We start from the raw sequence: 11,573 nt of genomic DNA, 5'->3' as shown, positions 1-11,573 counted from the left end.
CCATGTCAGTACTTGAGATTCGCGACCTGCACGTCAGCGTGGAAACCGACCAGGGCACCAAGCCGATCCTGCGCGGAGTAGACCTGACCCTCAACTCCAACGAGACCCACGCCATCATGGGCCCCAACGGTTCGGGAAAGTCGACCCTGGCGTACACCATCGCCGGTCACCCGAAGTACACCGTGGACTCCGGCTCGATCACCCTGGACGGCGAAGACGTCCTGGAGATGAGCGTGGACGAGCGTGCCCGCGCCGGCCTGTTCCTCGCCATGCAGTACCCGGTGGAGATCCCCGGCGTGACCGTGTCGAACTTCCTGCGCACCGCCAAGACCGCCATCGATGGTGAGGCCCCCGCGATCCGTACCTGGATCAAGGAGGTGCGCACCGCCATGGACAACCTGCGCATGGACAAGGTGTTCGCCGAGCGCAACGTCAACGAGGGTTTCTCCGGTGGAGAGAAGAAGCGTCACGAGATCCTTCAGCTTGAGCTGCTCAAGCCGAAGTTCGCCGTGCTCGACGAGACCGACTCGGGCCTCGACGTTGACGCGCTGAAGATCGTCTCCGAGGGTGTCAACCGCGCCCAGGAGAACACCGACCTCGGCGTGCTGCTGATCACCCACTACACCCGCATCCTGCGCTACATCAAGCCGGACCACGTGCACGTGTTCGTGAACGGTAAGGTTGCCGAGCAGGGTGGCCCCGAGCTGGCCGACCGTCTGGAAGACGAGGGTTACGACCGCTACCTCCAGACCGCCGACCAGGCGTAGGCTAGACCCATGTCTACCACCCTGAGCCCGGCCCGTTACGACGAGGTCACCGAGGCGCTCAAGGACGTTATGGACCCCGAGCTCGGGGTGAACGTTGTTGACCTCGGCCTGATCTACGACCTCGGATGGGACGATGAGAACAACGCTCTCATCATCCACATGACCCTCACCTCGGCCGGCTGCCCGCTGACCGACGTGCTCGAAGAGCAGACTGGTGAGGCACTCGATGGCGTCGTGGAGGCGTTCCGGATCAACTGGGTCTGGATGCCGCCGTGGGGCCCCGAGCGCATCACCGACGATGGCCGCGACATGATGCGGGCCCTCGGCTTCGCGATGTAGTTTGCCTCTCAAAGCCCCGCTCACCATTTTGGTGGGCGGGGTTTTGTGCGCTCCTATGCCGGTAAACTGACAGCATGACTTCCCGTACCGGCCGCGAACAGCTGCACGACTCCATCCGCGACTATGAGGCCGGCGATTTTCCGGTAGACCGCATCATCGACTGCGTCTGTACCTGCGGCAACGAGGTCTTCGCCCTCGGCTATGACGATGAGCAGGGCGTGGCCGTGCGGCTGTGCTCGAAGTGCGACACCGAGGTCGCGCTGCTCGACTCGGCCGACCTGCTGGACCGCGCCGATTCCGACATCGAACTCGACGCCGCCGAGTGCACCTGCGACGGCACCGACTTCACCGTGGCCGTGGGCTTCGCGATCGAGGGCGAGGACGTGCGCTGGGTCAGCGTGGGCCTGCGCTGCGAGGACTGCGCGATCGCCGGCGTCTACACCGACTGGGCAATCGACTACAGCCCGAGCCTGCATCTGCTCGAGCGGGTCTAAGCGCCCATAACGTCGCCACAACACGGCAACGGCGTCGGTTGTGTTCGGGGTGATCCCGGACACAGCCGACGCCGTTGTTATTATGGCTGCCGCGTCTAGGCGGCCTTGCGCACCCAATAGACCTCGGTGATCATGGTGTGCGAAACCTCACCGTCCTCGGTGTTCGCGGCGATGGCTGCATCCAGGGCGGCCTCAAATGTGTCGCCGGCGGCGGCGAGGGCCGCCTGCATTTTGCTCGAGGAGAGCGCGCGGCCGCGGGTGTCCTCGGGGGAGCGGGTGAGGGTCCACTCGGCCTGGTACACGCCGTGATCCGAATCGGCCGGTGCGAAGGCTTCGGCCAGTTCCTGTGCGTAGGGGAAATCGCGGTAGGTGCGGGTGTAGCCGGGGGAGTAGGCCTCGGCCAGCTCCTCCCATGCCTGGGCGAAACCGCCGCGGGTGTAGTCGCGGTTGTTCTGGATGATTGCCAGCACGCCGCCGGGGCGAAGCGCCTGGATGGCCGCCGCGTAGAACCGCGGGCGATCAAACCAGTGGGCGGCCTGGCCCACGGTGATCAGCGCGAGGTCTCGGCGCTGCTCCAGATCCGGCTCGACCGGGGAGTGAACCCAGGTGGCCTCGGGCAGGCGCTCGGCGCCGGTGGCGACCATGTCCGCGGAAATATCCACGGCGGTATATTCGGCCAGCGGACCGAAGGTGGGGAGGAGATCTTCGAGGACCACGCCCGGTCCCGCACCCGCATCCAGAATCTTGAGCGGCGGCGTCGGATCCACCAGCTGCTCCAGCAGGGCGTACACGGCGTGGGGGTAGCGGGGGCGCTGCTGATTGTAGATGGTAGCCAGACCGTCAAATACCTCGGACATGGTCATTTCCTTCCGATAGGGGATCTGTGGCCAGTTTAGGTATGCGGGTGCGCGCCGCTCGGAGGCTCTCCCCAAATTCCCAGACACTCACTCTCCAACTGAGCGGCGGATATTGCGGCGCGGGGCGTCTCAGATAGGTCACGGTGGCTAAACCGCGTAGACTGGGTGACTTACCTCGACTTTTATGGCGCTATTTGTGGTGCCTGGTTAGCAAAGGACACCCGCAGTGGCTCTCTCCGTTCAGGATCTCGAAATCCGTGTTGGCGCACGGCTACTCATGGAAAACGTGAGTTTCCAGGTCGCCGCGGGCGACAAGATCGGTCTGGTGGGACGTAACGGTGCCGGCAAGACCACCCTCACCAAGACCCTGGCCGGCGAGATTCCCGCCGCGGCCGGCGCGATCAACAACCGAGGCGAGCTGGGCTATCTGCCCCAGGACCCGCGCACCGGAAACCCCGAAGACCTCGCGCGCACCCGCATTCTGGATGCCCGTGGACTCGGCCAGATCGCGCTGAGCATGGCCAAGGCCACCCAGGATATGGCGAGCACCGACCCGGCCGTGGCCGAGGCCGCGATGAAGAAGTACGGCAACCTCACCGACCGCTTCAACGCGCTGGGCGGCTACGCCGCCGAGGCCGAGGCTGCCTCGATCGCCAGCAACCTCAACCTGCCGGATCGCATCCTCGACCAGCCGCTGTCCACCCTGTCCGGTGGTCAGCGTCGCCGAATCGAACTCGCGCGGATCCTGTTCTCCGACGCGCAGACGATGATCCTCGATGAGCCCACCAACCACCTCGATGCCGACTCGGTGGTGTGGCTGCGCGAGTTCCTGAAGAACTACCGCGGCGGCTTCATCGTGATCACCCACGACATCGAGCTCGTGGGCGAAACCGTGAACCGCGTGTTCTACCTCGACGCCAACCGCCAGGTCATCGACATCTACAACATGAACTGGAAGAACTACCTGCGTCAGCGCGAGGCTGACGAGGAGCGCCGCAAGAAGGAGCGCGCCAACGCCGAGAAGAAGGCCACGACCCTGCAGCTGCAGGCGGCCCGCTTCGGTGCCAAGGCGTCCAAGGCCGCGGCTGCCCACCAGATGGTCGCGCGCGCCGAGAAGCTGCTTGCCGGCCTCGACGAGGTGCGTCAGGTCGAGCGGGTGGCAAAGCTCCGCTTCCCGGATCCCGCGCCCTGTGGCAAGACCCCGATCATGGCGAAGAACCTCTCCAAGAGCTACGGTTCGCTGGAAATCTTCACCTCGGTGGACCTGGCGATCGACCGCGGTTCCAAGGTGGTGGTGCTCGGACTCAACGGTGCCGGAAAGACCACCCTGCTGCGCATGCTCGCCGGTGTGGACAAGCCGGACACCGGTGAGATCATCCCCGGTCACGGCCTCAAGGTGGGCTACTACGCTCAGGAGCACGAGAACCTGGACGTGAAGCGCACCGTGCTGGAGAACATGCTCTCCGCCTCCCCGAACATCGGCGAGACCGAGGCGCGTAAGGTGCTGGGTTCGTTCCTGTTCACCGGTGACGACGGCCACAAGCCCGCCGGGGTGCTCTCCGGTGGTGAGAAGACCCGTCTGTCGCTGGCGATGCTGGTGGTGTCCTCGGCCAACGTGCTGCTGCTCGATGAGCCCACCAACAACCTCGACCCCGCCAGCCGCCTGGAAATCCTGGACGCCCTGGCACACTTCACCGGTGCCGTGGTCCTGGTGTCCCACGACTCGGGCGCCGTGGAGGCGCTGAACCCCGAGCGCGTGCTGATCCTGCCCGACGGCGTGGAAGACCACTGGAACAAGGACTACAACGACCTGATCGAGCTCGCCTAACCGGCACTCGAAGTGCGGCCCCGGACACCTTTTTGGTGTCCGGGGCCGCGGCGTTTTGTGGCCGGGCACGAACCGCTGGATACACTGAATTTATGACTTCCGATCCCCGGCATCCCGAAAGTGTGCCCGCGCAGAAGGCCGAGTTCCACACCTGGTTTGTGGACGCGTTTGCCGGGTTCTGGCAGGGCGGCGGCGGTACCCGGATCGGCGGGCGGATCGCCGGCTACCTGCTGCTGAGTGATGCCGACGGGGTCAGCGCCGATGAGCTTGCCCGCGAACTCGATATCAGCCGCGGTTCGGTATCCTCGCATGTGCGCAAACTTGAGCAGGGCGGCTTTGTGCACCGGGTACGCCGCCCGGGCGCGCGCACGCACTATTTTGCGATGGATGCCGATGTGTGGGGCGGATTCCTCAAGCAGGAGCAGACCTACCTCGCCAACCAGCGCGCGCTCGCCGAACGGGCCCTGGAGCATGTGGCCGCCGGGGGCCTCGCCCACGAGCGCGTGCGCAACATGCGGGACTACATGGGCTGGATGGTTGACAACCGCGCGCTGGACACCGAGTGGGCGCGCTTCAAGGCCGAGCGGGACGCCCAGGCCTAGCCGCGCGCGAGACAGGGTGCTCGAACGCGGCCACCTGCCGGCGGGACGGGAACGCCTGGACCCATCCGCGCGAGCGGCACGGGAACGCCTGGACCCATCTGCACGAGCGAGACGGGAACACACTCACGCCTAGGCGCGTGCGAGCGGCACGATCAGCGGGGAGCCGCTCTGCGGGTCGGTGGTGATTTCGGCTGGCAGCGCAAACACCTCGCGCACCAGCTCGGCGGTGAGCACCTCCGCGGGGGCGCCCTCGGCCACGATCCCGCCCTCGTGCATGACGATCAGGTGGTCGGCGTAGCGGGCCGCCTGGTTGAGGTCGTGCAGCACGGCGATCACGGTTTTCCCGGCTGTGCGCATGTCCTGGCAGCGATGCAGCAGGTCGATCTGATGGGAAATATCGAGGAACGAGGTCGGCTCATCCAGCAGCACGTACTCGGTGTCCTGGGCCAGCACCAGCGCGACCCAGGCGCGCTGCCGCTGTCCGCCGGAGAGCTCGGACACGAAGCGGTCGGCGAGGTGCGCAACCCCGGTCTGCTTGAGCGCGCGGTCCACGGCCTCGGTGTCGCCCGGTGCCCACTGCCGCAGCACCGAGTGGTACGGATGACGGCCGCGGGCCACCAGGTCGCGCACCCGGATGGTGTCCGGGGCGATCGGATCCTGGGGGAGCAGGGCCAGGCGGCGCGCAATGGCCTTGGGTCGCAGCCGGGCCAGATCGGTTCCGTCGAGGGTGACCGTGCCCGCGCGCGGGGTCATCGCCCGGCCCAGGCTCTTCAGCAGGGTGGATTTGCCGCAGCCATTGGGGCCGATTATCGCGGTGAACGCGCCGGTGGGCAGGGCCACCGAGAGATCACCCAGGATCTCGCGTGAGCCGTAGCCCACGCGCAGGTGTCGGGCGATCAGGCCGGGGGTGATGGGGGTCATAGTGTGCCTTTCCGCCATTCGCGAATCAGGAGTGCGCCCAGGTAGATGCCGCCGACCCCGGCGGTGAGGATCCCCACCGGGAGCCCACGCGCAAACGGTGCCTGCTGGGCCAGCAGGTCCGCGATCACCAGGATCAGCGCCCCGAGCAGGGCCGAGAGTCCGAGGGAGAGCGCGGGGGAGCGGGTGAGGCGCTGGGCGATTTGCGGCGCGGTGAGGGCTACAAACGAGATCGGTCCGGCCACGGTGACCGCCCCGGCCGCCGCGACCACGGCCACGACAATCGCCGCCGTGCGGGTCGCGGTGATCCGAATGCCCAGCGAGTGCGCCAGCGCATCCCCGAGCCCGATCTGGTTGAGTGAGGGGGCCAGGACCCAGGCGGCGGGCAGTGTGAGTGCAAGGGTGATCGTGATGATCCCCACCGCACTCCAGCCCACCGAGTTGATCGATCCGGCGAGATAGCCGGCGAGCTGACTGGCCTCATCGCGCAGCTTGACGCTGACCACGTACTGGGTGACCGCGTGGGCCATCGCCGAGACCCCGATCCCGGCGATGATGATGCGCGCCGGGGCGGCAAATCCGCGTCCGGTGGAGAAATACACCAGGGTGATAGCCAGGGTTGCGCCGATCAGCGCGCCCACCGGGGTGGGCAGGACGCCGGGCCAGAGCAGCGCGCAGATCGCCACGCCCGCCCCGGCCCCGGCACCCAGGCCGATGACGTCGGGGCTGCCGAGCGGATTGCGGGTCACGGCCTGGAACAGCGCGCCGGAGATGCCCAGCGCCGCGCCCACGCCGATCGCGACCAGCAGGCGCGGTCCGCGTAGCGTGGTCAGCGTGAACCCGGCGGCTCCCCGCGGCGGGTCAAACAGGGCGGCCGGGAGCGCCTGGGGCGCGATTCCCAGCTTTCCCATGCTCAGGGTTAGTACGGCCGCAATCAGGAGCAGAATGAGGGCGATGCCCGACCAGGCCAGCATGCGCGGATGCACGGGGAGCGCGACCCACGGACCGATCCGAAACACACGCGGCGGTCGGGCCGTGGCGGGAGATGAGACACGTGAGGGAGCCAGTCGGGTCATCCGCGCACCGCCCGTCCGGCCCGCACGGCAATTAGCAGGAACGGGGCACCCACAAACGCGGTCACCACCCCCACCATCAGCTCACCGGGGCGCGCGATGATTCGGCCCACAATATCGGCGGCGATCAGGACCGAGGCCCCCAGTAGGATCGCCGCGGGCATCTGCCAGCGATGATCGGTGCCCACCAGTGCCCGCACCAGGTGCGGCACCGCGAGACCCAGGAATGCAATCGGCCCCACCAGTGCGGTGGCCCCGGCACACAGCAGCGCGGCTGCCAGCAGGGCTCCGGCGCGTACCCGGGGAACCGAGACGCCGAGCGAGTGGGCGAGGTCGTCGCCGAGGGCGAGCGCGTTGAGGCCCGAGGCAAGGATCAGCGCGAGCGCCAGCCCCAGGATCAACGCGGGGGCAACCTCGGCGAGGGTGTCCAGTCGGCGTCCGGCGAGGGAACCGATGACCCAGAAGCGGAACGAGTCGAACACGGCCGGGCGGGTGAGGATCATCGCCTGGATGTACGTGCCCAGCACCGCCGAGACCACGGCACCGGCCAGGAGCAGCGGGACGATGCCGCCGCCGGTGGGGCGACCGGCCACCAGGACCACCAGGATCACCGTGACCAGGGCACCAACCAGCGCGACCCAGACGGTCCCCGCACCGATTGCGGTCCCGGTGATCGCCGTCGCGGTCACCACGGCCGCGGAGGCTCCAACACTCACGCCCAGCAATCCCGGATCGCCCAGCGGATTGCGCGTCACCCCCTGCACGATGACCCCGGAGACCGCGAGGCTTGCCCCCACCACGGCGCCGATGATCGTCCGCGGAATGCGTTCGGTGACCACGAGCTGCAGGTGCGGATCGCCGGCGCCGGTGAGTGCCTGCACAACCTCGGCGATCCCGGTGACCCGACTGCCGGCAAACAGTGACAGCACCGAGAGTACGGCCAGAAGCAGGGCCAACCCCAAAAGGATCAGCAGGTTGATCGGGGCCGAGCGAACGCCCAAGCGGCCGCGCCGGGATTCCCGGGCGGCCGCAGGCGTGGTGGAGACGGACGTCACTTACCGGCGTGCGCGAGCGCGGCGTCGATCAGCGGCACGTAGCGCTCGAGTGCCCAGGGCACGGTGAGCGGGTTGATCATCGAGGATCCGGTGACAAAGGGCTGGTCGGTCGGTGCCACCACGGCACCCTTGGCGACGGCCGGAATTGCCGCGTAGAGTGGCTGCGCCTCGATCTCGGCACGGGTCTTCTCATCGGAGTAGAAGGTGAAGATCAGGTCCGAGCCGGCGAGCTTATCGGCGTTTTCCAGGCCGATCAGCGCCGAGTCGGTACCCTCGGTTTCCTCGAATGAGTTGACCACGGGGTCCACGGTGAGGCCGAGCGCCGAGGCCATGGCCACTCGCTGCTCGCCGGGGAAGAACACGCCCAGGGTACCGGGGCCGGTGGTGTAAACGTAGGAGAAGGTCACGCCCGCGTACTCGGGACGCTTGGCGTTTTCCAGCTGGTTCTTGATGTCGCTCACCAGGTCGGCGGCCTCGGTGGACTTGCCCATGGCCTTGCCGATCGTGGTGATCTGGTCGTCCCAGGTGATGGTCCACGGCTGCTTCGGGTAGGCGATGGTCGGGGCGATCTTGGAGAGCACGTCGTACTGCTCCTGGGTCACGCCCGACCAGGGGGCGAGGATCAGGTCCGGGTCGAGGTCGGCGATGGTTTCCACATCGAGCTCGGTGTTCCCAGTGAAGGTCTTGGGCAGCTTCCCGCCCTCCTTGGTCACGGCCTCGTGGACCCAGGGGAGGTAGCCGGTGTCATCGCTACCCCACGGGTATTCCTCCATGCCCACCGGGATCGTACCGAGCGCGATGGCGGTTTCGGCGGAACCCTGGCCGAGGGTCACGATGCGCTTGGGGGTGCCGGTGATCTCGGCGGTCCCCAGTGCGTGGGTGATCGTGACGGTATCGGCCGATCCGGCGGTGTCGCCGGTGTTTCCCTGCGCGGAGCAGCCCGCGAGAACCAGGGTGGCCGCGGCGAGGGCGGCGGCAAAGAGCGTGCGGCGGGGCCGCTGGACGGGGCGTCGCATGTGAAGCCTTTCGGTGGGGGAGGATGCACCTGATCGGTGACTCGGGGATCGACGCGCGCCTCTGTCGGCGCAGATGGTGCATCTGCGGACCGGGGCATCGAACCGTGTGGTTAGTCTAGCCTTACCTCACCTGAACTTTCAAATATTTTGACACTTTGGATGTGTGGGCAGCAAAAAACCGCGGACCCCCGGCTCGGGGATCCGCGGTTTCTCGCGAAAAATCTAGCGTTCGGCGTGGATACGTACGTCCTCCACCTCGGCGTCCTCAACGTCGGCATCGGTGAGCTTTGAGGCGCGCTTCGCCGCCCGCTTGGCGGCGCGCACCTTCTCGGCCGGATCATCCGAGTTCACCCGGCGGTACTCCTCCCGCACGGCCCACCCCAGGAAGGTGAAGCCCATCAGCGCAAACAGGATCCACTGGAACGCATAGGACAGGTGCGGTCCCTCATCGGGATCGGGCTTCTTCACGGCGGCCGGACGCTGCTCGCTGGGGGCGGGATCCTCGGTGTCCAGCAGGCCATAGGCACCGGTGTAGATGCGCTCCTTGAGGATCGCCTCGGCCTCGGGCAGGTTGACCGTCGCCAGCTGCCCGGTGGGGGCGCCGCGTCCACGGATGGTGTCCTCGCTGGCCTTCAGGCGTGCCACCACGGTGACCTCGCCGCTCGGCGGGGCGGGCACGTGATCGGGACGTTCGGCGTTGTTGCCCTGCGGAACCCAGCCGCGGTTGACCAGGAACACCTTGCCGTTATCCAGGCGCAGCGGGGTGAGGATCTCATACCCCGGCGAGCCATCGTAGGGACGGTTACGCACCAGGATTTGCTTATCCTCCTCATAGCGACCGTGCATGGTCACCGGAAGCCAGCGATCGTTGATGTTGAACGCGCTCTCCGAGGGGAGGGCCTGATCGATCTGCACCGGGGTCGCGTCGAAGTTCTTGGCCACGCGGGCAATCTCGTCCTCGCGCTCGCCGCGGCGATCCAGCTGCCAGTTGGAGAGCAGCACGCAGGCGATGGCAAACACGATCGCCACGCCCAGGTAGGCAAACCAGCGCTTTTCAAACACAAACCGCCAGCGGTTCACGGGGTCTCCTCGGGGATAAAGGGGGCCACCTCAACCGGGAACCCCCGGGAGGTCAAAAACTCGGTTAGAAACCCATCGTGTTTGGCGCAGGCCAGCCATACCTTGCTGCGGGTTTCATCGTGAATCTTGGGGTTGCGCCAGGTGATCCTCACGGTGGCCTCGGCGCGGCAGCCGGCGCGGGAGCACTCGTGAATCGCGGGCTCACCAAACAGTCCGCCTAGCATGCGGCCTGCGCGTTCAACGGGGAGGAGGTCATGCGGTCTCCGGTTTGGGGGTCGGGGCGTCGGCGGGGTGCTCATAGATGACCCAGCTGTCGGGCGTGCCAGGCTCGGTATCGGCGGGGGTCTCGGCGGCCGACTCCTCGGTAAAGCTCGGCTGCGGGGCAGGCTCGGGGATGCGCACGGTCTCGGGCATCGAGGCCGTGGGGATCAGCCCGCCGGGGGATTCCCGGTGTCCCTCAACCGCCGGCCCGGGCATATTGGCCACCAGCACCGCGAAGTAGGGGATGAATACCGCGCCCAGGATGGGCACCAGCATCCACCAGCCGTGCACAAACATCAGGCTCACCAAACACACCATCCGGATAGCCATCGCGATGAAGTATTGGCGCATGCGCCGGCGACGGTCTTCCTCGGGTGATCGCGGCAGTGTGGTGATCGAGGAGTCGTTCATGTCGGTCCTAAGCCTACGCTCTTTCCCGGGACACCCTAAGCTGGAACCAGCGCGCGGCCACCGGGTGGCCCCGCAGACACGAACATTCCCTCGAATTCGCGCCGGATGCCCACGCGCCGGCGCGGCCGAGGCCCAGGTTTCAGGAGAAAACATGACCGAACCTCGTACCGTCCTTGTCACCGGTGGAAACCGCGGAATCGGCTTTGCCATCGCCGAGGAATTCCTCGCTCAGGGCCACCGCGTCGCCGTGACCGCACGCTCGGGTGAGGGCCCCGCCGGTTCGCTGACCGTGCGCGCCGACGTTACCGACGCCGCCTCGGTGGACGCCGCCTTCACCGAGATCGAGGCCGCCTACGGTCCGGTCGAGGTCCTGGTCGCCAATGCCGGCATCACCCGCGACACGCTGCTGATGCGCATGTCCGAGGAGGACTTCGACACCGTGATCGACACCAACCTGGGTGGATCCTTCCGCGTGGTCAAGCGCGCCTCCAAGGGGATGCTCAAGGCGCGCTACGGCCGCATCGTGCTGATCTCCAGTGTCGTGGGCCTCTATGGCGGTCCCGGCCAGGTCAACTACTCCGCCTCCAAGGCGGCCCTGGTGGGCATGGCCCGCTCGATCACCCGCGAGCTGGGTGCCCGCGGCATCACCGCCAACGTGGTGGCCCCCGGGTTCATCGAGACCGACATGACCGCGGCCCTGCCCGAGGACACCCAGAAGCAGTACAAGGCCAGCATCCCCGCCGCCCGCTTTGCCTCGCCCTCCGAGGTGGCCAAGGTTGTGGCGTGGATCGGCGGCGAGGACGCCGGGTACATCTCCGGTGCCGTGATCCCCGTCGACGGCGGTCTGGGTATGGGGCACTAGTCCCACACGC

14 protein-coding genes are annotated in these 11,573 nt (G+C 67.2%); 6 read left to right on the top strand and 8 right to left on the bottom strand.

The genetic code is table 11. The annotated features are described in order from the left end of the window. The first annotated feature begins 2 nt into the window (after positions 1-2). The 3 genes from sufC to D9V34_RS05745 all read left to right on the top strand — a co-directional run bounded on the left by sufC (position 3) and on the right by D9V34_RS05745 (position 1,600). Entirely contained in the window at positions 3-767 is a 765-nt protein-coding gene (gene sufC / locus D9V34_RS05755; protein ID WP_121687931.1) for a Fe-S cluster assembly ATPase SufC, read from the top strand. 9 nt (positions 768-776) lie between these two features. After that, a complete protein-coding gene (locus D9V34_RS05750) occupies positions 777-1,106 on the top strand; it encodes a metal-sulfur cluster assembly factor (protein WP_030143390.1) in 330 nt (109 codons plus the stop codon). A gap of 74 nt (positions 1,107-1,180) precedes the next feature. Beyond that, a complete protein-coding gene (locus tag D9V34_RS05745) occupies positions 1,181-1,600 on the top strand; it encodes a hypothetical protein (protein WP_121687930.1) in 420 nt (139 codons plus the stop codon). 95 nt (positions 1,601-1,695) lie between these two features. Here D9V34_RS05745 and D9V34_RS05740 read toward each other — a convergent pair whose 3' ends face one another. Further along, on the bottom strand, positions 1,696-2,457 hold the full coding sequence (locus D9V34_RS05740; protein ID WP_183091872.1) for a class I SAM-dependent methyltransferase: 762 nt from the start codon (positions 2,455-2,457) through the stop codon (positions 1,696-1,698). 277 nt (positions 2,458-2,734) lie between these two features. Between D9V34_RS05740 and abc-f the strand changes: the two genes are divergently transcribed. Together abc-f and D9V34_RS05730 are read left to right on the top strand one after the other, a co-directional pair. After that, complete coding sequence (gene abc-f / locus D9V34_RS05735; protein ID WP_121687928.1) at positions 2,735-4,285, top strand: ribosomal protection-like ABC-F family protein; 1,551 nt, start codon at positions 2,735-2,737, stop codon at positions 4,283-4,285. Positions 4,286-4,377: 92 nt separating this feature from the next. Next, positions 4,378-4,887: a GbsR/MarR family transcriptional regulator gene (locus D9V34_RS05730; protein ID WP_121687927.1), complete on the top strand. Its 510-nt coding sequence runs from the start codon at positions 4,378-4,380 to the stop codon at positions 4,885-4,887. A gap of 129 nt (positions 4,888-5,016) precedes the next feature. On the opposite strand, the gene D9V34_RS05725 is transcribed toward D9V34_RS05730, so the two are convergent. From D9V34_RS05725 to D9V34_RS05695, 7 genes are all read right to left on the bottom strand, one after another. Continuing rightward, the gene (locus tag D9V34_RS05725) at positions 5,017-5,808 is read right to left on the bottom strand and encodes an ABC transporter ATP-binding protein (protein WP_245991928.1); all 792 of its coding nucleotides are present in this window, start codon (positions 5,806-5,808) and stop codon (positions 5,017-5,019) included. Further along, positions 5,805-6,779 carry a FecCD family ABC transporter permease gene (locus tag D9V34_RS05720; RefSeq protein ID WP_220700545.1) on the bottom strand — a complete coding sequence of 325 codons (975 nt, stop codon included), beginning with the start codon at positions 6,777-6,779 and terminating at the stop codon, positions 5,805-5,807. The genes D9V34_RS05725 and D9V34_RS05720 overlap by 4 nt, the downstream gene beginning before the upstream one ends. Before the next feature lie 98 nt (positions 6,780-6,877). Continuing rightward, entirely contained in the window at positions 6,878-7,933 is a 1,056-nt protein-coding gene (locus tag D9V34_RS05715) for a FecCD family ABC transporter permease (RefSeq protein ID WP_220700544.1), read from the bottom strand. After that, entirely contained in the window at positions 7,930-8,949 is a 1,020-nt protein-coding gene (locus D9V34_RS05710; RefSeq protein ID WP_121687924.1) for an iron-siderophore ABC transporter substrate-binding protein, read from the bottom strand. Before D9V34_RS05710 ends, D9V34_RS05715 begins: the two co-directional genes overlap by 4 nt. Before the next feature lie 222 nt (positions 8,950-9,171). Further along, positions 9,172-10,029 carry an SURF1 family cytochrome oxidase biogenesis protein gene (locus tag D9V34_RS05705; protein WP_121687923.1) on the bottom strand — a complete coding sequence of 286 codons (858 nt, stop codon included), beginning with the start codon at positions 10,027-10,029 and terminating at the stop codon, positions 9,172-9,174. After that, positions 10,026-10,253 carry a hypothetical protein gene (locus tag D9V34_RS05700; protein WP_121687922.1) on the bottom strand — a complete coding sequence of 76 codons (228 nt, stop codon included), beginning with the start codon at positions 10,251-10,253 and terminating at the stop codon, positions 10,026-10,028. Before D9V34_RS05700 ends, D9V34_RS05705 begins: the two co-directional genes overlap by 4 nt. Before the next feature lie 28 nt (positions 10,254-10,281). Further along, entirely contained in the window at positions 10,282-10,701 is a 420-nt protein-coding gene (locus tag D9V34_RS05695) for a DUF3099 domain-containing protein (RefSeq protein ID WP_121687921.1), read from the bottom strand. 151 nt (positions 10,702-10,852) lie between these two features. Here D9V34_RS05695 and fabG point away from each other — a divergent pair, with 151 nt between their 5' ends. Beyond that, positions 10,853-11,563, top strand: coding sequence for a 3-oxoacyl-ACP reductase FabG (gene fabG, locus D9V34_RS05690; RefSeq protein WP_121687920.1), 711 nt, complete (start codon positions 10,853-10,855; stop codon positions 11,561-11,563). Positions 11,564-11,573 lie beyond the last annotated feature (10 nt).

Source organism: Mycetocola lacteus (assembly GCF_003667575.1).
Classification (GTDB): Bacteria; Actinomycetota; Actinomycetes; order Actinomycetales; family Microbacteriaceae; genus Mycetocola; species Mycetocola lacteus.
The sequence above is the reverse complement of the archived record's forward strand: the minus strand, read 5'-3'. Positions and strand labels throughout refer to the sequence as shown.

Coding starts and splice junctions, on each gene's coding strand:
- sufC (WP_121687931.1), top strand. CDS start 3: ATGTCAGTACTTGAGATTCGCGACCTGCACGTCAGCGTGGAAACCGAC.
- D9V34_RS05740 (WP_183091872.1), bottom strand. CDS start 2,457: ATGTCCGAGGTATTTGACGGTCTGGCTACCATCTACAATCAGCAGCGC.
- D9V34_RS05695 (WP_121687921.1), bottom strand. CDS start 10,701: ATGAACGACTCCTCGATCACCACACTGCCGCGATCACCCGAGGAAGAC.
- D9V34_RS05730 (WP_121687927.1), top strand. CDS start 4,378: ATGACTTCCGATCCCCGGCATCCCGAAAGTGTGCCCGCGCAGAAGGCC.
- D9V34_RS05710 (WP_121687924.1), bottom strand. CDS start 8,949: ATGCGACGCCCCGTCCAGCGGCCCCGCCGCACGCTCTTTGCCGCCGCC.
- fabG (WP_121687920.1), top strand. CDS start 10,853: ATGACCGAACCTCGTACCGTCCTTGTCACCGGTGGAAACCGCGGAATC.
- abc-f (WP_121687928.1), top strand. CDS start 2,735: ATGGAAAACGTGAGTTTCCAGGTCGCCGCGGGCGACAAGATCGGTCTG.
- D9V34_RS05745 (WP_121687930.1), top strand. CDS start 1,181: ATGACTTCCCGTACCGGCCGCGAACAGCTGCACGACTCCATCCGCGAC.
- D9V34_RS05725 (WP_245991928.1), bottom strand. CDS start 5,808: ATGACCCCCATCACCCCCGGCCTGATCGCCCGACACCTGCGCGTGGGC.
- D9V34_RS05750 (WP_030143390.1), top strand. CDS start 777: ATGTCTACCACCCTGAGCCCGGCCCGTTACGACGAGGTCACCGAGGCG.
- D9V34_RS05720 (WP_220700545.1), bottom strand. CDS start 6,779: ATGCTGGCCTGGTCGGGCATCGCCCTCATTCTGCTCCTGATTGCGGCC.
- D9V34_RS05700 (WP_121687922.1), bottom strand. CDS start 10,253: ATGCTAGGCGGACTGTTTGGTGAGCCCGCGATTCACGAGTGCTCCCGC.